Origin of the sequence: Mycolicibacter algericus DSM 45454 (genome assembly GCF_002086455.1) — a bacterium.
GTDB lineage: Bacteria > Actinomycetota > Actinomycetes > Mycobacteriales > Mycobacteriaceae > Mycobacterium > Mycobacterium algericum.
In genome coordinates, this window is record NZ_MVHC01000005.1 from 13,882 (window position 1) to 34,999 (window position 21,118).

Annotated in this window: 18 protein-coding genes; 8 read left to right on the forward strand and 10 right to left on the reverse strand. The window is 69.9% G+C overall.

What is annotated here, in order from left to right; all coding sequences use genetic code 11:
• Positions 1–58 precede the first annotated feature (58 nt).
• Both BST10_RS24135 and BST10_RS06615 read left to right on the forward strand, forming a co-directional pair.
• Positions 59–193: a hypothetical protein gene (locus BST10_RS24135; RefSeq protein WP_264079639.1), complete on the forward strand. Its 135-nt coding sequence runs from the start codon at positions 59–61 to the stop codon at positions 191–193.
• 51 nt (positions 194–244) lie between these two features.
• Entirely contained in the window at positions 245–1,888 is a 1,644-nt protein-coding gene (locus BST10_RS06615) for a nuclease-related domain-containing DEAD/DEAH box helicase (RefSeq protein WP_083037183.1), read from the forward strand.
• Between the two features lie 3 nt (positions 1,889–1,891).
• Here BST10_RS06615 and BST10_RS06620 read toward each other — a convergent pair whose 3' ends face one another.
• From BST10_RS06620 to BST10_RS06630, 3 genes are all read right to left on the reverse strand, one after another.
• Entirely contained in the window at positions 1,892–2,968 is a 1,077-nt protein-coding gene (locus BST10_RS06620) for an HNH endonuclease (protein ID WP_235673534.1), read from the reverse strand.
• A 263-nt stretch (positions 2,969–3,231) separates the two neighbouring features.
• The gene (locus tag BST10_RS06625) at positions 3,232–3,624 is read right to left on the reverse strand and encodes a type II toxin-antitoxin system VapC family toxin (protein WP_083037185.1); all 393 of its coding nucleotides are present in this window, start codon (positions 3,622–3,624) and stop codon (positions 3,232–3,234) included.
• 6 nt (positions 3,625–3,630) lie between these two features.
• Complete coding sequence (locus BST10_RS06630) at positions 3,631–3,888, reverse strand: type II toxin-antitoxin system Phd/YefM family antitoxin (protein WP_083037327.1); 258 nt, start codon at positions 3,886–3,888, stop codon at positions 3,631–3,633.
• 86 nt (positions 3,889–3,974) lie between these two features.
• Here BST10_RS06630 and BST10_RS06635 point away from each other — a divergent pair, with 86 nt between their 5' ends.
• The 3 genes from BST10_RS06635 to BST10_RS06645 all read left to right on the forward strand — a co-directional run bounded on the left by BST10_RS06635 (position 3,975) and on the right by BST10_RS06645 (position 6,938).
• Positions 3,975–4,454, forward strand: a complete 480-nt coding sequence (locus tag BST10_RS06635) for a nuclear transport factor 2 family protein (RefSeq protein ID WP_013827579.1) — start codon at positions 3,975–3,977, stop codon at positions 4,452–4,454.
• On the forward strand, positions 4,451–5,278 hold the full coding sequence (locus BST10_RS06640) for an SDR family NAD(P)-dependent oxidoreductase (RefSeq protein WP_083037186.1): 828 nt from the start codon (positions 4,451–4,453) through the stop codon (positions 5,276–5,278). The genes BST10_RS06635 and BST10_RS06640 overlap by 4 nt, the downstream gene beginning before the upstream one ends.
• A gap of 61 nt (positions 5,279–5,339) precedes the next feature.
• The gene (locus BST10_RS06645; RefSeq protein ID WP_083037187.1) at positions 5,340–6,938 is read left to right on the forward strand and encodes a peptide chain release factor 3; all 1,599 of its coding nucleotides are present in this window, start codon (positions 5,340–5,342) and stop codon (positions 6,936–6,938) included.
• Between the two features lie 14 nt (positions 6,939–6,952).
• Here the strand turns inward: BST10_RS06645 and BST10_RS06650 are convergent, their stop codons facing one another.
• The 5 genes from BST10_RS06650 to recC form a co-directional block, all read right to left on the reverse strand.
• On the reverse strand, positions 6,953–7,828 hold the full coding sequence (locus tag BST10_RS06650; RefSeq protein WP_083037188.1) for an NYN domain-containing protein: 876 nt from the start codon (positions 7,826–7,828) through the stop codon (positions 6,953–6,955).
• Between the two features lie 127 nt (positions 7,829–7,955).
• Positions 7,956–8,291, reverse strand: a complete 336-nt coding sequence (locus BST10_RS06655) for a hypothetical protein (RefSeq protein ID WP_049792833.1) — start codon at positions 8,289–8,291, stop codon at positions 7,956–7,958.
• A 34-nt stretch (positions 8,292–8,325) separates the two neighbouring features.
• Positions 8,326–10,080: an exodeoxyribonuclease V subunit alpha gene (gene recD / locus BST10_RS06660; protein WP_205277361.1), complete on the reverse strand. Its 1,755-nt coding sequence runs from the start codon at positions 10,078–10,080 to the stop codon at positions 8,326–8,328.
• A complete protein-coding gene (gene recB / locus BST10_RS06665) occupies positions 10,077–13,370 on the reverse strand; it encodes an exodeoxyribonuclease V subunit beta (protein ID WP_083037189.1) in 3,294 nt (1,097 codons plus the stop codon). Before recB ends, recD begins: the two co-directional genes overlap by 4 nt.
• Positions 13,367–16,660, reverse strand: coding sequence for an exodeoxyribonuclease V subunit gamma (recC, locus tag BST10_RS06670; RefSeq protein WP_083037329.1), 3,294 nt, complete (start codon positions 16,658–16,660; stop codon positions 13,367–13,369). Before recC ends, recB begins: the two co-directional genes overlap by 4 nt.
• Positions 16,661–16,713: 53 nt before the next feature.
• On the opposite strand from recC, the gene BST10_RS06675 reads away from it, so the two are divergent.
• From BST10_RS06675 to BST10_RS06685, 3 genes are read left to right on the forward strand one after another with little or no spacing between them, the layout of a single operon-like run.
• A complete protein-coding gene (locus tag BST10_RS06675) occupies positions 16,714–17,877 on the forward strand; it encodes a zinc-binding dehydrogenase (protein ID WP_083037190.1) in 1,164 nt (387 codons plus the stop codon).
• Positions 17,874–18,998, forward strand: coding sequence for a 6-phosphofructokinase (locus BST10_RS06680; RefSeq protein ID WP_083037191.1), 1,125 nt, complete (start codon positions 17,874–17,876; stop codon positions 18,996–18,998). Before BST10_RS06675 ends, BST10_RS06680 begins: the two co-directional genes overlap by 4 nt.
• The gene (locus BST10_RS06685; protein WP_083037192.1) at positions 18,991–19,749 is read left to right on the forward strand and encodes a class I SAM-dependent methyltransferase; all 759 of its coding nucleotides are present in this window, start codon (positions 18,991–18,993) and stop codon (positions 19,747–19,749) included. The genes BST10_RS06680 and BST10_RS06685 overlap by 8 nt, the downstream gene beginning before the upstream one ends.
• 238 nt (positions 19,750–19,987) lie before the next feature.
• Here BST10_RS06685 and BST10_RS06690 read toward each other — a convergent pair whose 3' ends face one another.
• Together BST10_RS06690 and BST10_RS06695 are read right to left on the reverse strand one after the other, a co-directional pair.
• Positions 19,988–20,605, reverse strand: a complete 618-nt coding sequence (locus BST10_RS06690; protein ID WP_013827590.1) for an RES family NAD+ phosphorylase — start codon at positions 20,603–20,605, stop codon at positions 19,988–19,990.
• Complete coding sequence (locus BST10_RS06695) at positions 20,598–21,113, reverse strand: hypothetical protein (protein WP_083037193.1); 516 nt, start codon at positions 21,111–21,113, stop codon at positions 20,598–20,600. Before BST10_RS06695 ends, BST10_RS06690 begins: the two co-directional genes overlap by 8 nt.
• Positions 21,114–21,118 lie beyond the last annotated feature (5 nt).

Genomic DNA, 21,118 nt, shown 5'->3' on the forward strand with positions numbered 1-21,118 from the left:
ATGTGGTGTAGACCACGATAAAAAATGGTTGTGATCTAAACCACAGGAGATGATGGCCATGACGACTTTCTTGAGCGGTCTGGGCGTCACCGCTGCCACTGCCACCGTTGGAGCCAGCCTCATGGGGCAAACGACGGTGGCGTTGTGCGTCGGTCTGGTATCGGCGGCATTCTTCGCCGGCCGGGTCTGCTGATTCGCCCCAACCACAGCAGCCGTAGTCCCCGAACGTGGCACGCTCATCGGCGTGCCCGTTTCACTGCCGGAAAACCCGAGGTTCGCCAACTCCTCCGAGCGCCACGTCTACCAGGCGCTGATCGAGCAACTCCAGGACGGTGACGTCGTGGTCGCGGGCCAGCGCGTCACCGACCACCTCAAAGACCACGAAATCGACTTCGTCGTCGCGATCGAGGGCGCCGGCGTCATCTGCATCGAGGTCAAAGGCGGCGAAGTCTGGCACGACGGGTCCGGGTGGCGTCAGATGCGCGGCGGCAAGAAGTGTCGGATCGAACCCGTGCGCCAGGCCCGCGAGGCCTGTTATGCGCTGCGGGACTACATCGAAAACGACAGGCGCTGGACGCAGGACCGGCTGCGTTGGGATCACGTCGTGGCGTTGCCGCACACCGAGCTGCCGGCCGACTTCGAACTCCCGGACTGCCCGCGCTGGAAGGTGATCGACCGCAACGACCTGCCGCAACTGGTGTCTCGGCTGCGCCACGTGCTGATCCGCCAGGAGCTGGACCGGCCGCTGCTGACCGCCGAAGGCATCGAGCAGTTCCGCACCGCGCTCGGCGGGCGTGGGTTGCCGCAGCGTGATGTCGTCGCCCGAGCGTTGGCCAACGACAGTGCCGCTGACGCTCTCACCGAACAGCAGGCCGTGATCCTGGAGGCTATCCGGCTGCTCAACCGGGTACAGGTGCGCGGCAGTGCCGGCAGCGGGAAGACCTACCTGGCCGTGGAACAGGCGCGCCGGCTGTCGGCTGATGGGAAACGTGTTGCACTGCTGTGCTATTCGCACGGCTTGGCGTCCTACCTCAAGCGGCTCACCGGGACCTGGCAGCGCCGCCAGCAGCCGGCCTACGTCGGCGAATTCCATTCCCTGGGTGTGGAATGGGGCGCCCCCGGCGGCCCGACGCACCCGGAGGAGTCGGTGCGCTTCTGGGAGGAGCAGCTGCCGCAGCAGATGCTCGAGTTGGCGCAAAACATCGACGACGGGCAACGGTTCGACGCGGTGGTGGTCGACGAGGCCCAGGACTTCGCCGACGCCTGGTGGGATCCGGTGCTGGCGTCACTGCGTGACGACGAAGAGGGCGGGCTGTTCGTGTTCAGCGATGAGGGCCAGCGAGTCTTCGACCGGCAGGGCACCCCGCCGGTGCCGCTGGTCCCACTCGTGCTGGACCGCAACCTGCGCAACACCCGCCAGATCGCCACCACGTTCCAGCCGCTGGTGGATCACCCGATCCGCTACCTGGGCGCCGACGGGCCCGAGGTCCACTTCGTGCCGTGCAGCCGGGCTGACGCGGCGGACAACGGCGACGATCAGGTCGAGAAGCTGCTCGATGACGGCTGGCGTCCCGAAGACGTGGCCTTGCTGACCACCGGCAGCCGCCACCCCGAGCAGGTGGCCCGCCAGGAACGGGGCAATCAGGCCTACTGGGACAGCTTTTGGGATGCCGATCAGGTCTTCTATGGACATGTGCTGGGGTTCAAGGGATTAGAGCGGCGCGCCGTCGTGCTGGTGGTCGACGCCGCCGGGCCGGTCGAGCGGGCCAGAGAACGGCTTTACGTCGGAATGTCGCGGGCCCGGGACCAACTCGTGGTCTGCGGGGACCCGGATTTCATCGCCCAGGTGGGCGGGTCGGACTTGGCGCGCAAGCTGGGGATCGAGTAGCGGTCACTCCCACGAGGGCGGGAAGGCGATGTCGAGCCGCGTCGTCTGCTTGTAGCCCGACCAGGTCGGCACCCCGGCCGGTTGCATCCGATAAACCCCGACGGCGGCGGCCACCACGCGGTCGCGTTGCGTCGGCCACCCGATTTCGGCGGCGATCTGCTCTAGTACGCCTTGATCCCGGTCAAGCACCTGGTCGATGATCGGCACCGCCGGCAAAGCGTTGCTCTTGTCGCCATTGCAGCGAGTGCAGGCCAGCACCAGGTTGGCCAGGCCGTCGATGCCGACCAGCGACCACGGCAGCACATGATCGATCGGATTGCCGGCCGGCAGATGCGTCGAACAGTAGAAGCAATGCGGCCCGAATGCGTCCTTTAACGGCTCGCGGACCTTCTCCAGCGCGGTTCGCTCCCGGCCGAACAAGTGGCCGGCGACGTCTGGAACGTCGGCATGCAGAAACTTGTTCATCCGGCGAACATCGTCGACCCACATGATCTCCAGGGCAGGCTTCAGCAGTCCGGCTAATCGGGCGAGGCCATGGGCTACGCCAGGTTTCAGTTCGATCGAGTAGCCGCGGACCCGTTTGGCGGAGCTGCTCGGCTTCTGCAGGAATGCATCGTCGTAAAGAAAGGGATCGCTTTCAGCTGCACCGCCAAAGCGCTGGAGGCGACGAAGTGGTTCGCCGGCCAGACACACGCTGACCTCGTCTAGCGCTGTTTCGTAGGCATGAGGGACCCGGCTGACCGCGACATCGAGCGGCACCCTGCTGTTGGCGACGTGTGCCGCAGCGCGCAACCGTCGCGCGGCGTTGGGGATCACCCCCTTCGGCCCGCCTGTCATCTGCGACAGAACTTGGCCCTCGAACGGACGCACTTGCAACCAATAGATTTCCAGCACCCGGTGGGCCAACGCCGGAATCGAGACCTCGAGAACGTCATCGGGACTCGCCGGAACGTTTTCGATGCAGTGGTCGATCAAGGCCATCAACGTGGCGAGCTTGTAGGTCGCCGTGCGCAGGCCGGTCTCCAGGATGGCCACCACCCGCTGCCCGAGCAACAGGGGATCACCGTCGGTGTGGCGCACCTTTGAATTATGGCTGGACGGGAGCGGATGTGAGTTGTCCACAGGCGAACTCAAAGATGACTACCCGTGCCCGAACGCGCGCGCCAGGTTTGTCGCCAACCGAATGGAGGCAGGGGTATGGGAAACCGAGCGAACTTCGTCGTCGTCGAAAACGCCGACTGGCGACCGCCAGATGCCACGCATCCATTGCACGTAGTGCGTGCGCGCGAACGAGCGCCGGGTCGCCGAACTGCTCGGCTTCGTCGCGATCTGAGCGGAATCATTCAGAGCTGAATGACGGTGACTCCAGGCATCCCCGAGTAATCATTGTCCTGGGTCACCACCGGAATGTCGTGTGTCAGAGCGGTTGCCGCAATCCAACTGTCGTTGATCGGTACCCGTCGGCCGGTGGCGCGTAGCTGGGACACCAATAACGCCCACGCTTCCGAGACTCGCTCGTCGACGCTTAACGGCTCGAAGCGTTGTGCGATTTGGTAGGTGGATAGCCGCCGCGATGCGGCTTCGGGAGTGGAAGCTCGCAACACTCCGAGCCGGAGTTCCCCGAGCGTGATGGTCGAGACGCCCCATTCGAACGGTGCGAACTTGTCTGCGTCGATGCGTTGCGTTTCGATCCCGATAAACACCGACGTGTCCGCCAATGCCCGTTGAAGACTCATGACTGCTCAGTCGGCCAGGTCGTCGGTGGTCTGCGTCAGGGTTTCGCGCAGCTCTTGACGCAAACCGGTGCTATCCGGGCCCAGTCGCACCAGTTCGCCAATCACTTCGGCGGCCGGCCGCCACTGGCGTCGCCGTGAAACCGGGCTGATGAGCGCCACCGGACGGTTGTCCTTGAGAACCTCGATCTCTTCACCGGCAGCCACCCGCCGCAGGATCTCCGCGGTGTGATTGCGGAGGTCGCGAGCAGGGATCGTAGCAGCCATGCTACGAGTGTAGCTGCCCAGGCTCACCCCGTCCTCGGAACATGCGTCCAGCACGAATGCGACCGCCGACAACTATCGTCGAGACGATGACCGTCGAACAGCGACTGGAAGCCCTCGAACAGATCGAGGCGATCAAGGCCCTCAAACACCGCTACTTCCGCGCCTGCGACGCCAAGGATCCCGACACCTTCCGCGCCTGCTTCATCGCCGAGGGTGCCGACCTCGACTACGGCCCGCTGGGCGGTTTCACCGACGCCGATCAGATGGCCGAGGTATTCCGCCGCATCGCGCTGCACACCGTCGACGGCAAACACGTCATCTTCGACATGCACCACGGGATGCACCCGGATATCACCATCACCGGGCCCGGCCGGGCAACCGGACGCTGGACGCTGAAGTTCCGCCAGCTCAACCTGATCGAGCGCACCGAGCGGCTGCTCACCGGCGAGTACGACGACGCCTACGTCATCGAGAACGGGAACTGGAAGATGTCACGCAGCCACTTCCGCCAGCTGTGGTCGCTGGTGCGCCCCCTCGGTGACGCCGTGGTGGAGGCCGCCAGATGAGCGACGCAGGCATCGCCCTGGTCACCGGCGCAAGCCGCAGCGTCGGCAAGGGCGTCGCGCTGGCCCTGGGCTCGCGGGGCTGGACGGTCTATGTCACCGCCCGCAGGGAGGGCCCGCTGGCGGAGACCGCCGCCGGTGTCACCGAGCGCGGCGGGCACGGCATCGCGGTGCAGTGCGACCACCGCGACGACGCCCAGATCGCCGCGCTGTTCGACCGCATCGCCGACGAGCAGCACGGCCGACTGGACCTTTTGGTCAACAACGTATGGGCGGCACCCAAGGGATTCGCCGGGTTCACCGAGAAGTTCTGGCAGCGCCCGCTTTCGGACTGGGACACCCTGATCGGGGTCGGGCTGCGCGCCCACTACGTCGCCTCGGTGCACGCCGCACAGCTCATGGTGGCGCGCGGATCGGGCCTGATCGTCAACATCTCCTCGTTCGGCACCCGCGGGCACCTGCACTCGGTGCTCTACGGCATGTCCAAAGCCGGACTGGACAAGATGGCCGCCGATATGGCGGTGGAGCTCAACGAAACCGGGGTGAGCGCGGTGTCGCTGTGGCCGGGCCTGGTGAAAAACGAAGTCATGCAAGGCCTCATCGACCGCGGCCTGGACAACTTCCAGGGCTTCGGCCTGGCCAACGCCGAAACGCCGGAGTTCATCGGCCGAGTGGTCGCCGCCTTGGCGAGTGATCCCGACATCGCCGTCCGCAGCGGCCACACCCTGATCAGCGCCGAGACCGCACTGGACTACGGCATCACCGACGTCGACGGCAACCAGCCCGACTCGCACCGGGAACTGTTCGGCGGCGGGCCGCTGTACTGACCGGCGTCAACCGTGCCCGATTATTGATCTGCCTGCCACCGCCCATACACTTTCTGCCGCCATGACCGACAACGCCGTGCACTCCGAAGCCAGCCGCCGCAGAACCTTCGCCGTCATCAGCCACCCCGACGCCGGCAAATCCACCCTGACCGAGGCGCTGGTGCTGCACGCCAAGGCCATCACCGAAGCCGGCGCGGTACACGGCAAATCCGGCCGCCGCGCCACCGTGTCGGACTGGATGGAGATGGAGAAGGCCCGCGGCATCTCCATCACGTCGACCGCCCTGCAGTTCGGGTACCGCACCGCACGGGGACAGGATTGCGTCATCAACCTGCTCGACACCCCCGGCCACGCCGACTTCTCCGAAGACACCTACCGGGTGCTGACCGCCGTCGACTCCGCGGTCATGCTCATCGACGCCGCGAAAGGCCTTGAGCCACAAACTCTCAAACTGTTCCAGGTGTGCCGTCACCGCCGGATCCCGATCATCACCGTGATCAACAAGTGGGACCGCCCCGGCCGGCACGCCCTGGAACTGATGGACGAGATCGCGACCCGGATCGGGCTGCGCCCCACCCCGTTGACCTGGCCGGTCGGCATCGCCGGAGACTTCCAGGGGGTGCTCGACCGCCGGTCCGGGAACTTCATTCGGTTCACCCGGACCGCCGGCGGCGCCACCGCGGCACCCGAGGAACACATCGCCGCCGAGGACGCGCATGGCGCGGCCGGTGTCGACTGGGACACCGCGGTCGAGGAATGCGAGCTGCTGAGCGCCGATGGTTCCGACTTCGACCGCGAGGCGTTCCTGGACTGCACGGCATCACCGGTGCTGTTCACCTCGGCGGCGCTGAACTTCGGGGTGAATCAGCTGCTCGACGTGCTCACCGAGCTGGCGCCGCCGCCCGGCGGAGCGCTCGATGTGGACGGCAACCGGCGGGCCACCGACGCGCCGTTCAGCGCCTTCGTCTTCAAGGTGCAGGCCGGCATGGACTCCGCACACCGCGATCGCATCGCCTTCGCGCGGGTGTACTCGGGAACCTTCGAACGCGGCGACGTCCTCACCCACGCCGTGACCGGCAAACCGTTTGTGACCAAGTACGCCCAGTCGGTGTTCGGCCAGCAGCGTGCCACCCTGGACACCGCCTGGCCCGGCGACGTGATCGGGCTGGCCAACGCCGCGGCCCTGCGCCCGGGCGACACGCTGTATTGCGATGTGCCCGTACAGTACCCGCCGATACCGAGCTTCTCACCCGAGCATTTCGCGGTGGCCCGCAACGCCGACCCCAGCAAGCACAAGCAGTTCCGTCGCGGCATCGAGCAGCTGGACCAGGAGGGCGTCGTTCAGGTGCTGCGCTCCGATCGCCGGGGCGACCAGGCGCCGGTGCTCGCCGCGGTCGGCCCGATGCAGTTCGAGGTGGCGGCACACCGGATGGCCACCGAGATCGGTGCGCCGATCACGCTGGAGTCGCTGGCCTACCAGGTCGCGCGGATCGTAGACCCCGGCGACGTCGACTTCGTCGACAGGCAGTCGCTGACGGAGGTCATGACCCGCACCGACGGGGTGCACCTGGCGTTGTTCTCCAATAGCTGGCGACTGCAAGGATTCCAACGCGACAACCCCGATATACAGCTGCGGTCCTTGGTGGCGGCCGAAGGGTAGCGCGTCGGGCTGGATCAGTTGCGCAGCCGCACCATCCGCGTCGTCGAACTCTCATCGAGCTCGACCAGGTCGGAGTAGGACCGCAGGAAGTCGCTGAAAGACTTGTAGCCCAACTCCTTCTCGCTGAACGACGGATCCATCCGCTTCATCTGCGCCTTGACCGCCGAGTTGTGCAACCACTCGACGTCGTCCTTCTCCAGGCCGATCTGCAGGGCGCGGGTGAGCAGCGCGGTGGCGGTGTCCACCGGATCCGGCGCCGGCGGTTCTTCGGGCTGCTGCTTGGGCGCGCGGGTGCGCCGCTTCGGTTCGGCGTCGGCGTCGGCCGGTGCGGGCTCGAACACCGGTACCCCGGGCAGCGCGTCGTAGCTGACGAAGTCGTCGCAGGCGGCGGCCAGCGCCCGGCTGGTCGACCCGGCCACCCCGATACCGACCACATAGCGGCCCAACCGTTTACAGCGCTGCGCCAGCGGGATGTAGTCGGAGTCGCCGGCCACGATCACCACATGGGTCAGATCCGGCAGCCGGAACATGTCCTCGACCGCATCGACGGCCAACCGGATGTCCGCACCGTTCTTGCCGTAGGCCGCCGCCGGGAACAACTGCACCAGATCGACCGCGCGGGCCACCAATTGTTGGCGGTAGCCGGTGTTGACCTCGGCCGACCAGTCGGCGTAGGCGCGGGTGAGCACCAGCGTGCCGAACGACGACGCGAAGTCGATGATCGCCCCGACGTCGACGGTGGCCCGCGCCAGCCGATCCGGGTGTTTGGCCAGGCCCTTGGCCTTGTCCTTCTGGAACGAGCTGCGTCCATTGACCTGGTCATAGCGGGAGATCACGATGTTGTCGAAGTCGAGGTAGACCGCGACCCTGGTATCGCCGGATTCCGTCATGGTGACAGTGTGGCACCACCGGCCCCATCCGTAGCGGCTTGGCGGGGATGAGGGAGTTGCCCGGCTCTCAGCGACAACTTCTGACGCGGGGTGGGCCCGATGGGACGTGTCGCTGAGAGGCGGGCAACTATCCGCATGGTCCCGGGCCGCCGGCACCGTCAACCCGGTACCACCGCGGAATCAATTCCGGGTCCGGCAGCGGGTACCGGCCGTAGAACCCCTGCGGGTCACCGCGCAGCACCTGGGCGTTCTGGATCTCGGCGCGGTGCCGGATCGCCTGCAGCCGGGCCAGTTCGGCGGCGCGGTGCTCGGCGTAGCTGCGCAGCAGCCAGCGTGCGACGATGACCGCCAGGGTGATCACGACTCCGGCCAGGATGACCCAGCGCAACCACCACAGCAGCGCGAGAACCAGGATGACGGCGAACACCGATCGGCCGCTCTGCGATCCGCTGCTCGTGCTCATGGTCCTCACGGTAGAGCGGGGGACCGACAGCCCGTCAGGCCTCACGCAACCGCAGCGCCAGCCCGGACGCCCGCACCGCCCGCCGATCCAGCGCGGCACGGATCTCGTCCTCGGAGCCGATCACCCGCACCTGGTGTTTGGCGCGGGTCACCGCGGTGTAGAACAGCTCGCGGGTCAGCAGCCGCGACTCCACCGGGGGCATCAGCACGGTCACCACATCGGCTTCGCTGCCCTGGCTCTTGTGAATGGTCATCGCGTACATGCTGTCGACGTCGGAGAGCCGGCCGGTGGCGAAATCCACCGCACCGGACGCCGTCGCGATCACCGCCCGCAGCCCGTCGGCGCGGGCCACGACCACCCCGGTGTCGCCGTTGCGCACGCCCAGCCCGTAATCGTTGGCGGTGACCAGCAGCGGCCGCCCGGCATACCAGTCCGCCCACACCGGATCCCCGGTCTGCTCGGACACCCACCGCCGAATCTGATGGTTCCAGTGGTTGGCCCCGTGCGGGCCGTCGCGGTGCGCGCACAACAGCCGGTGCTCGTCGAGGTTGCGCAACGCCTCGCCGGCATCGCCGAGCAGCGCCGCCTGGCGCACCCGCAACGCGTGCGGCACCGCGATCGCCGCCAGCTGGTCGCCCAGCGCGGCCGGGGTCGACGCGTCGAGCCATTCCCGGTGCTCGTCGCCGGAGCGCAGCAGCTCGATCACGGTGTCGCCGTCGCCGGCGCGGATCGCCGCGGCCAGCTCACCGATCGCCTTCTTGTAGCGGTGCGCGGTCACCAGCGTCGCCACCCGGGTGCCCGGGCGGGCGGCCAAGCCGTCCACCAGGTCGGCCAGCACCGCACCGGCCTCCACCGACGCCAACTGGTCGGGGTCGCCCACCAGGATCAGCCGGGCGGTGGGCCGCACCGCCTCCAACAGCCGGGCCATCAGCGTCAGCGACACCATCGACGTCTCGTCGACCACGATCACGTCGTGCGGCAGCCGGTTGCCGCGATTGTGCTTGAACCGCGCCGAATTTCCCGGTCGCGAACCCAGCAGCGAGTGCAACGTGCTGGCCTGCAGCCCGGCCAGTCGGGCCTGATCCTTCGGCTCGAGCCCGGCCACCACCCCGGCGACCGCCTCGGTCAGCCGGGCCGCGGCCTTGCCGGTCGGCGCGGCCAGCGCAATCCGCAACGGTCGCCGCCCGGACGCCGCGGCCTGTTCGGCCAGCAGTGCCAGCAACCGGGCCACCGTGGTGGTCTTGCCGGTCCCCGGGCCGCCGGTGAGCACCGTGACCGCCTGCGTCAACGCGATCTCGGCGGCGGCGCGCTGGTCGTCGTGGTCCGGCGGGAACAGCCGCTCGAGCCCGGGCAGCTCGACCGGCCCGTCCTGCGGCATCGACAGCGCCAGCAGGTCCGCGCAGACCTGCTCCTCCTCACGCCAATAGCGGTCCAGATACAGCAGCCCGCCCGAATCGTTGTCGTAGATGCGCAACACCTGCTTTGCGACCAGCGAGCTGGCGCGCACCGCAGCCAGCCAGGCCGCCGGCTCCGGCCAACTCAGCTCGGGAGACTCGGTGCCGTCGGCCACGGTGGCCAGCTCCACGCAGACCGACCCGGTGCGCAACGCCCGCACCGCCAGCGCCACCGCCAACGCCACCGTCTCGTCAGATTCGGCGCCCAGCGCGCAGAGCCGTTGGGCGGTATGCACATCCGCGGCTTCCAGCACGCCGGCCTCGTTGAACTCGCGCAGCACGCCGGTGGCGCCGCGCGCCACCCGCCACGACAGCGGATCAAGCTCGGTGTTCATGCCGCCACCCCCTGCTGCAGCAGATCCGACAGCGCCACCACCAGCGCCGCCGGCGGCCGCCAGCTGAACACCCCGGCCGGATACCCACCGAGAATCGGGGTGTCCGGCCCGCACATGCCGCGCACGAACAGATACAGCACCCCGCCCAGGTGCCGGTCCGGGTCATAGTCCGGTTGGCGCCAGCGCAGGAACCGGTGCAACACCGCGGTGTACAGCAGCGCCTGCAGCGGGTAATCCGAGTGCAGCATGGCCTCGGTCATCCGCGGTGGGCTGTAGTCGGCGGCGGTCTCGCCGAGGTTGTTGGTCTTGTAGTCGACGACCAGATACCGCTGATCGGGCAACCGCAACACCACGTCCAACGAGCCGGACAGATAGCCGCGCAGCGACTGGCCGCCGAGCGTCTCGGACAGCAACCGGTCGGCGTAGACCGCGAACGGATCCTCGGGCGCCAGGTGCTCACGCAGCAGTGCGCCCACGTCGGCGACCCGCAGCTGCGTCGCGGCGCCGGCGGTGTCGCCGCCGGCCAGTGGAATCTCGAAGTCCAACTCCCGCAACCGGTCCGGTAAGCCGATCCGCCGCAACGTCAACCCGTCGGCCAGCGGGCCCAGCGGGGTGTCGTGCATCGGCACCAGCGCCGCGGCCAGCGTCTCGGCGTCGACGCCGATCGGCCACCAGGGTTCGTGCACCCGCACCTGCTCGGTCAGTTCGGCGGCCAGGTTCGCGGCGAACGGGTCGGCGGTCTCCAACACCCCGTGCACCAGCGACCCGAACGTCTTGCCGCCCGGCAGGTCCGCCATCGGCGACCGCACCTCGACGCCGTCGGCGGCGGCCGCCCGGGTGACGGTGACGTCCTCGGACTCGTCGTCACGGGTGTGGGCATCGGGTTCGGAGTGCACCCCGCTCTCCGCCTGCTCCTGTGCGCCGCGGAGCAGCGCCGAATAGGAGGTGCGCCGCCAGCCGGCATCGATGTGGCGGTGGAAGTGACGCACCGCCAGCTCGCCGGGCGCCTCGCGCCGAACCGGCGCCGTCGGCGGACCGATTACCGACTCCTCGACCACCGGGCCGCCCCGGTCCTGCCACGCGGTGAACACCGCCCAGGCGTCGTCGTCGGAGATCCGCGACTCACACCGGTCGGGCACCTCGGCCTGCCCGGGCGGCCGGCCACGCAGCAGCCGCGACAGCCCGCCGTTGACCTCGTCGCCGGCCGGCGCCCACCAGGCGATCACCTGCGACTGCGCCCGGGTCAGTGCGACATAGGTGATGCGGATGTGGTCGAGCGCTTCCTCCCGCCGGTGCAACTCCTTGACCGCCGCCATCCCGGGGCTGCGGGACCCGCCGATGTGCAGGCAGCGGACCTCGGCACCGTCGGTGCCCGTCTCGTGGTAGAGCAGGTTGCCCTCGGCGGCGATATAACGGCGAAACATGAAGGGCAGGTACACGATCGGGAACTGCAGGCCCTTGGCAGCGAACACCGTCATGATCTGCACGGCACCGGCGTCACTGTCCAGCCGGCGGTTGCGCTCCACTGCACCGGTGCGGTCCTCACGTTGGCGGCGCAACCAGTCCCGCAGCGCCGGCAGGCCGAGCCGGTCGGCGTGCGCGGCCTCATGCAGCAGCTCACCGATGTGGGCCAGGTCGGTCAGGTGCCGCTCGCCGCCGCGTTGGCTCAGCACCCGCCGCCCCATCCCGGCGAGCTGCGCGGCCTCCAACACCGCCGCGACGCCGCGCAACCGGACATGGTCGGCCCACTCGCGCAGCGTCTCGGTGACCCGGTCGGTGAGCGAGTCGCCTTCGCGGGCCAGCGATTCCGCGGACTCGCCGAAGAACATCGTGCAGGCCGCCGCGCGCACCAGCCCGGTGCGGCCCGGCTGGTCGAGGGCCTCCAACAGGCACAGCCAGTCCTCGGCGGCCCGGGAGGCGAACACGTCGGTGTCGCCGGTGTAGACCACCGGGATGCCCAGTTTGGTCAGCGCGTCCCGGCACAACGCCGCATCCTGGTGCTGCTCGACCAGGATCGCGATGTCACCGGCGCACAGCGCCCGGTCGCCGTAGCGGGCGCCGGAGTTGAGCAGGGCGCCGACGTCGGCCGCCAGGTCAGCCGGAATGTGTTCGCGCAGTGGGCCGATCAGCAGGCTGTCGAGACCGTCTTTGCCCAGCGTGGGCCGTTTGACGACCCGCAGCCGGAACGGGGCGTTGTGCGGCGCCCCGCTGAGCCGATAGCCGGTGTGGTGGGCCTCGATGGGTGGCACAACGATCTCCGGGTGGCCCAGCTGGGCGCCGCCGAGCACGGTCTGCAGGCTGTCGACCAGCGCCTTGTCGCTGCGGTAGTTGGTGGCCAGGGTGCGCCGGTCGCCGGCGGCGCGGACCGCGGCCAGGTAGGTGTAGATGTCGCCGCCGCGGAAACCGTAGATCGCCTGCTTGGGGTCACCGATGAGCACCAGCGTGGACTGCCCGCCGAAGGCGCGGTCGATCACCTCCCACTGCACCGGGTCGGTGTCCTGGAATTCGTCGACCATCACGATCGGCCATCGCCGGCGCATCCGTTCCGCGGCGTCGGATCCGCTGCGCCGCAGGGCTTCGGCCAGCCGGGTCAGCAGGTCGTTGTAACCGAGCACCCCGAGCCGGCGTTTGCGGTGCTCGAGCTCGTCGAGCACCGCCTCGGCGAACGCCCGTCGCACTCCCGCCTCGGATTCGGGGTCGGGATGCTGCGGGCGCAGCTGCGCGGCCGGGTCTTCCACGACCCTGCCGGCCAACTCGAGCGCTTCTTTGCGCGTCATCGGCGGCTTGTTCTCGTCGTTGCCGAAATGCGCCAGGTAGTGGTCGTCGACGATCTCGGTGACCAGATCGGTCAGGCTTTCCAGCAGGGTCGCGGTCGAAGCCGTATCACCGGCCACGCCAAGTGATTTCAGCACCATGGCGCAGAATTGGTGAATGGTGACGATCGTCGCGGCGTCGAAGTCGGTCAGCGCATTGCGCAGCCGGGCGCACGCCTCCCCGGCCTCGCCGGTGGTGAGCAGATGGTGCTCCAGATCGTTGGCGGGCTCCCGGCGGCCCTCCAGCACCGCCAGCGCGTCACCGATCTGGCCGCGCACCCGTTCCCGCAGCTCCCGGCTGGCCACCCGGCCGAAGGTGATCAGCAGCAGCTGGTCGACACGGGCGACCCCGTCAGCCAGATAGCGGGTCACCAGACCGGCCAGCGTGAAGGTCTTACCGGTGCCGGCGCTGGCCTCCAGCACCACGGTGGACCGCTCGGCGGGCAGCGGACCGAGCAGATCGAAGCGATGTGTCACGAGAGCACCTCCGCGCTCAGCAGCGGTGCCCACAGCCGCACCGCCAGCGCCCCCAGCCGGGTGCCCTCGCCGGTGACCTCCTCGCCGGGACGCGGGACGTCCAGCAGAGTGTCCAGCGGGGCGTGCTGTCCCCACACCTTGATGTGGGCGGCGTCGGTGGACTCGCCGAACTTGCCGCCCCAGGCGCCCCGGGCGGCGCCGACCGGGTCCTCCTTCTCGCGGCGGGCCGCAGCCCAGGCACACGACGTCGCCAGCGGCAGCGGCAGCGGCTCACGCCGGCCCGCGTCGTAGATCGCCACCAGGTCACCGAGCACCGCCACCGGGTCCGGTGGCGGCACGAAATGTCGCTGCCGGATATGGCTGCGGCCCACGCCCCGCCCGATGCACAGCGCGCTCCACTGGGTGTCCGGGTATTGGGCCGCCAACGCCAGCAATGGAATCCAGGATGCCAGCACATGCTTGGGCGCCAGCCGCGAGTAGACCACCGACACGGTGCGGCTGCCGTACACCCCGGACACCGTGCCGGTGAGCCGGCGCCCTCGCAGATCGACGTCGATGTCGTAGGCGTCCGGGTCCCCGACCCGGTGGGCGAACGCGGCCTCGGCCAATGCCCGGGACAGGTCGCGGATCTCGCAGGCGGTGCGCATGCCGAGCCGCCCCGGCGGCAGGGTGCCGCGGCGCCACTCGGCGTTCGCGGCGTCGTCGGGGTGCATGCCGGCGAGCATGTCGGAGAGCATCCGATCACCGACCGCCCACTGCGCCAGGCCCTCGATCTCGACGGGCATGGCGTCCTGGACGCCCTCGACGTCCCAGGGCAGCGTGTAATCCAGTGCCCGGAAATACCCCTTGACCGGATCCTTGAAGAATCGGGTCAGCTCTTCGAGTTCCACGTCGGTGACCGGTGGCGGCGGCAACAACGCGGCGAAAGTGTCGGTCGGTTCGGTGCGTTTCCCGGCGGCGGCCTCGGCGGCGGTCAGCGCCGTCGGGTCGAAGGTGAACGGCCGGCCCGGCACCCCCAGTGCGCCCGGCTCGACATTGCGGATGTCGAAGGGCTGCAACGGGTGCCGCACCACGACGTGGCCGCGGACCGGCGCCTCGGTGGCGATGTCGAGCGCGTCGAGCAGCTCGGCGAGCGGCACCGCCGGCGGGCGCAGCTTGCCGGTGCTCTCATCGGCGCCGGCGTAGGTGATCACCAGCGTCTCGGTGGCCGCGCACACCGCATCCAGCAGCAGCTGCCGGTCCTCGGACCGCACGTCGCGTTCCCCGGTCAACGGGCGCCGGCACAACACGTCGTCGCCGTCGATGTGATCCGCCCGCGGGAACACCCCGTCGTCGAGGCCGACCAGACACACCACCCGGTGCGGCACCGATCGCATCGGCACCATGGTGCACACCGTCAGGCCGCCGGTGCGGAAGTTGGCACGGGTGGGCCGCCCGGCCAGGTGCCCGGCCAGCAGGGCACGCACGTCGGAGAGTTGCAGCGCGGTCTGGGCGTGCGAACCGGCCTGCACCACCACATCGGCCAGTTCGCGCTGCAACTGGCCGGTCTGCCAACCGTCGTCGATCGAGACCCGGGTCAGCGCGGTCACGCCGTCGATCAACGCGGCGATCCACTCGCTGAGCGGCCGTGACCCGGTGAGCGCATCGGCGGCGGTCTGCAGCCGTGCCACGAACTCGGCCAGCCGCCCGGCCAGCTCCACCCGGTTGCTGCCGACGTCGTCGAGCGGCAGCGCGGTGCCCAGCCAGGCCCGGGAATCCTCCGACATCGCCACCCCGGTCAGGATCCGGTCCAGCCCGAACCGCCAGGTGTTGTGCTGAATGGTCTTGAGCCCGTACGGCTCCCGATGCGCGGCGTCGAAGCTCCACCGGACGTTGGCCTGCTGCACCCAGGAGGTGATGTCCTCCAGGTCGTCGTCGGTGAACGTGAACCGGGCCCGCACCGGTGCCGCCTGCGCCAGGTTGAGCACCGCACTGGCGGTGGCGCGGCTGTCGGCGATACCCAACAGTTGCTCGGCCACCCCCAGCAGCGGGTTGGTCTGGGTCAGCGCCCGGTCGGCCAGCTGCACCCGCAGTGAGTGCGCGGGATGGCTCTCGCCGGCCAGCTCACCGAGCCCGAAGCCGGCGACGATCAGCGGCGCATAGGTCTCGATGTCCGGGCACATCACCACGATGTCGCGCGGCTGCAGCGTCGGGTCGTCTTCGAGCAGGCCGAGCAACACCTCGCGCAGCACGTCGACCTGGCGGGCCGGGCCGTGGCAGGCGTGCACCTGCACCGAACGGTCCGCCGGTGTGGCGCAACGCCCGTCGGGCCGCACCGCATTGGCGGCGATGTCGGCCTGCAGCCAGCCCAGCAGGGTGCCCGGTTGGGCCGCGGCGCCGAGGTAGTCATCGCCGGCCGGCGTCGCGGGCAGGGCGCGCTGCAGTTCCCGCAGATCTCGGCCCAGGGTCTGCAGCAGCGGATGCGTAGCGCGGTCGCGGCTGTCGTCGTCGGTGCGCGGCACCGCCCCGTGCACGCCGCGCAGCGCCTGCCACAGCGCATCGGAGGGGTGCGGCAGCCACAGGTGCAGCTCGTGGTGGGTGGCCAGGGCGTCGAGCAACTCGATGTCGGTGCACGACAGCCGGGTATGCCCGAACAGGCTCAGCCGGGCCGGCAGCGTGTCGGCGGGTGCGCCGCGCAGCCGGTCGACGGCGCGGCGGTGCCGAACGTGTGGGGGATCAGCCGGAATGGCCGCGGCCAGCGCCCGCCACAGCGGCGGCTGCCAGGCCAGGTCGTGATCCAACTGCCCACCCGCGCCGTCGCCGCGCCCGCCGTCGAGCCAGTCCGCCAGCATCTCAGGCCGCTGCCGGGCGTAGGAGGCGAACAGCCCGGCCAGCCGCCGCGCCACCGCGTAGCGCCGGCCACGTCGCACCTGCGCGTCGTCACCGTCGTGAAAATGGCCCAAATGCGTTGCCAACGTGCGGCACCAGTCCTCGTCGAGGCTGGTGTCGATCACCGACAGCAGCGGCCAGCTCATCGCGTCCGGCGACCACGGGTCCTCATCGGCGATCCCGGTGATCTCGGCGATCAGCGACGCCGGATTGCGAAACTCCACCCCCGCGCACACCCCGTCGCCCCCCGAACCGGCGCCGAGCACATGCGACAGCCGCTGGGACAGCCAGCGCTCCACGCCACGGGCCGGGACCAGCACCAGGTCCAGCGCGAACGGGTCAGCCGGCGGTGTCGCCAGCAACGCGCCCAGCCCGTCGACGAGGGCGTCGGTGCGTTCGGCGCGGTGCAGCTGCAGTCCCATCGCGGCCACCATAAACCGCGCCACCGACAGGGGTGCCTCGTAGGCTGGGTCGCGTGAAAGCGGTCAGCTGCAGTAATGCCCAACTTGACGTCATCGACCTGCCGACACCGGCGCCCGCCAAAGGCCAACTGCTGCTCGGGGTGCTGCGCTCCGGGATCTGCGGGTCGGACCTGCACGCCCGCCACCACTGCGACGAGGTGGCCGAGGCGGCGGCCGAGACTGGCTACGACGGTTTCATGCGCTCGCACCAGCAGGTGGTGCTCGGCCACGAATTCTGCGGCGAGGTGCTCGACTACGGCCCCCGCACCCGCAAGGCGCCCCGCGCCGGCACCCGGGTGGTCTCGGTGCCGCTGGTACGGCGCGCCGACGGCATCCACCCCGTCGGGCTGTCGGCGGCGGCGCCGGGGTCCTACGCCGAACAACTGGTGGTCGAGCAGTCGCTGACGTTGCCGGTCCCCAACGGGCTGTCGGCGGAGGCGGCGGCGCTGACCGAGCCGATGGCGGTCGCCTGGCACGCCGTCCGGCGCGGTGAGGTGCGCAAACGTGACGTGGCGATCGTGATCGGCTGCGGGCCGATCGGCCTGGCGGTGGTGTGCATGCTCAAGGCGAGCGGGGTGCGCACGGTGATCGCCAGCGACTTCTCGCCCGGCCGGCGCGCGCTGGCCACCCGTTGCGGCGCCGATGTCGTCGTCGACCCGGCGCAGGGCTCGCCGTACGACGCGGCCGCCGGGCACGGTCATCTCACGGGATCCGCGGATGCGTTCGGGGTCGCGGTGGGCACCGTGGAGAAGCTCTACAAGGCGCGGCTGCCCTGGTGGCATGTCTGGCGGGCCGCCGAGGCCGTCGGCGCCGCCACCCCCAAACGCCCGGTGATCTTCGAGTGCGTCGGCGTCCCGGGAGTGATCGACGGGATCATCGCCGGCGCCCCGCTGTTCTCCCGGGTCGTGGTGGTCGGGGTATGCATGGGCAATGACACCATCCGCCCGGCGATGGCGATCAACAAGGAGACCGACCTGCGGTTCGTGTTCGGTTACACCCCAATGGAATTCCGGGACACGCTGCACATGATCGCCGAGGGCAAGGTCGATGTCACACCGCTGATCACCGGTACCGTCGGGCTCGGCGGGGTGGCGAACGCCTTCGACGCCCTGGGCGACCCGGCGCGGCATGCCAAGATCCTGATCGATCCGCAGAGCCCGTTGCAGGAGGTGTCATGACCTCAGGGATCAAACGCGTCGCGATCAACACCGGCGGCGGCGACGCCCCCGGCCTCAACGCCGTCATCTACGCCGCCACGCTGGCCGCCGGCAACCGCGGTTGGGAGGTCGTCGGGATCCGCGACGGCTTCAACGGGATGCTGTTCGGTGACGACTACCCCGACGGCGGTTTGATCGAGCTGACCCGCAACCGGGTGCGCGGCATCATCCACCAGGGCGGCACCATCCTGGGCAGCACCAACCGTGGCAACCCGATCGCCTACCCGGTGCAGCAGCCCGACGGCAGCTGGATCGAGGTCGACCGCACCGACGAGCTGCTCGGGCGGTTCGCCGAGCGGGGGATCGATGCGCTGATCACCGTCGGCGGGGACGGCTCCCTGACGATCGGCAACCAGCTGCACAACGCCGGGCTGCCGCTGGTCGGGGTGCCCAAGACCATCGACAACGACTTGGACCGCACCGCCTCGACGTTCGGTTTCGACAGTGCCGTCGGGTTCGCCTCCGAGTGCATCGACCGGCTGTTCTCCACCGCGACCTCGCACAGCCGGATCATCGTGGTGGAGGTGATGGGCCGCTATGCCGGCTGGATCGCACTGCACGCCGGCATGGCCTCGGGAGTGCACGCCATCCTGATCCCGGAGATCCCCTACCGGTTGGAGCCCGTCGCCGAGCTGATTCGTGAACGCGCCCAACGGGGTTCGACCTACTCGATCGTCTGCGTGGCCGAAGGCGCCAAGCCGGTGGGCGGCGAGCACACGGTGGCCGCCAAGGCGGTGGGCCAGGCCGAACGGCTGGGCGGCATCGGCCACAAGGTGGCCACCGAGCTCGAGGCGATGACCGGCCGCGAGTCGCGGGCCGTGGTGCTCGGCCACCTGCTGCGCGGCGGCTCGCCGACGGCGCTGGACCGGCTGCTGGGATTGCGGTTCGGGGCGGCGGCGGTGCGGGCCCTCGACGAGGGCCGCCGCGGGGTGATGGTGGCGCTCAACCCGCCGACGGTGGACTACGTGCCGCTGGCCGAGGCCACCAGCCGGCAGAAAACCGTTCCGCCGGACTGCGATGCGATCCAGACCGCCCGGGACATGGGCATCCGGTTCGGCGATGAAAGCCTCGCCGATGGCTGAGCGGGAACCGCGTCGCGGCGACTACGGCGTCGACGGGTCGTTCAAGCGGGTGCCGCTCGGCGGGCAGGTCGCCGCGCTGGCACTCGGGTGCAGCGCGCTGGCGATCTACGCCGGCATCGCCTTGGCCCGGGGACCGGTCTGGGCCGGCGTGGTGGCGTTGTTGCTCGACGCCGGCATCCTCGCCCAGGTCGGGCTGTACTGGCACGCCACCCGGACCGGAAAGTTCACGGTGTGGGAACGCATCCTCGAAGGCCTGCGGCTGCGCGGCGACGAAACGGTGCTGGATATGGGCTGCGGGCGCGGTGCGGTGCTCTGCGCCGCGGCCACGCGGCTGCCGACGGGCCGGGCGATCGGCGTCGACCTGTGGCACGCCGACCAGACCGGCAACTCCGCGGACGCCACCCTGGCCAACGCCGCACTGGAGGGGGTCGCCGAGCGGGTCGAGGTGCGCACCGGTGACATGACCGCGCTGCCGCTGGCCGACGCCAGTGTCGACGTGGTGGTGTCCAACCTGGCGATCCACAACATCCCGAGCCGCGATGGCCGTCGGCGCGCATTGGCCGAGGCGGCCCGCGTGCTGCGGCCCGGCGGCCGGCTGGCGATCGCCGACCTGTGGGAGGTGCGTGCGCACGCCGCCCAACTGCGTGAAATCGGTTGGGGCGACGTGCGCTGGCGCAACCTGGGGTGGCGGATGTGGTACGGCGGGCCGTGGGCCGCAACCCGGCTGGTGACCGCGACGAAGCCTGGCTGAGCTGCGCACCGGAGCTGCGCGCATTCTTCCCGCGTGGGCCCGACTCTCGTTGCCGGCGTCACGGGGACGTCGGCCTAGGGTATGCGCCCGCCTCCGAGCGACAACCAACGTTATGTCAGGCGCGCGGGCCGGGTGCGCGGGCCGTTGTCGCTCGGAGCCGGGCAACAGCCACATTCCCCTGCCGCCGCAACGGGTGGGGCCGATGGTGCCGTTGGAGAATGAGCCGGGTGAGAAGGCGTCAATACCCGAGAGTGAACCCGTGTCGCAGCACCAGATCCGCGGTCACCTCGGGACGCTCCGACAGCGGCCACGCCTGCACCTCGAACGCCTCGACGGCGAAGAACGCGTAGTTGACCGAGGTCTCCGGGGTGGTGCGCGACCGGTAGACGATGGCGTCCGGGCACTCCTCGGGCTCGGGCCACCAGCGCCGCACCGCGTCGGCCAGGCACTGGCAGGTGGCCCACACCGCGTCGTGCTGACCGGTGCTGATCTGGTCATCGACCCCCAAGGCGTCCAGATTGCGTTCGGTGCGCAGATCCAGCACCCGCAGATGCCTCGCGGCGGTCAGCCGCACCAGGTGGTGGCCGGCGTGGTCGGCCGGGATCATCAGCCCAGTCAGCCGGTAGCGTTCCCGAAACGCCCCGAGCAGATCGGTTGCGCCGTAACGGGTGCGAAACGCCCCCGACGGCGGGTCGAAACGATAGCGCGGCTCGCGAAAGCCCGCCCACGTCCAGGAATCCGGTTGCTCGGCGTCCAGGCGCCACAGCTGCGTCCCGGCGGTGATCCGGCGGCGGCGCAGCCCGATCGGCCGGGCCTGCGGCAGCGCGGCCCGGTAGCCGACGGGAAGCTCAGGCACCGAGCGAGGTCAGCATCCGCCGGGCGGCCGGCGCGGTCTCCGGGTGGCGCAGCGCCTCGGCGATCGAGACGCCGTCCAACTCGTCGTGGGTGAGCCGCATGATGCGGTCGGCGGCCAGCGGATCGGAGGTGAACCGCCCCAGCAGCTCCAGGATCTCGGGCAGATCGGCGCGCACCCGCGCGTCGTCGAATTGCCAAGCCGGGAACCAGGTCTGGTTGCCCACGGCCGCTCCGGTCAGCTTGCCCCGGCTCCGTAGCCGGTGCACCGCCTGCGGCGTGCCGAGCCGCAGCAACTCCTGGACCTTGGGGGTGGGCAGTGCGCCGGCGACGAAGTCGTCGATGAGCGCGGCGCGGCGCTGGTCGTTCAGCGCGTGGGCGGCGATGCGCTCCAAGGTGCCCTGCGGAGCCGTCGGCGCCTCCAGCAGGACATCGAGCACCTGGGCGAACCCGGCATCGGTGCGGGCGCGCTCGGCGACCTGGCGGGCGATCGGTGCGAGGGTGGTGGGCATGGGCC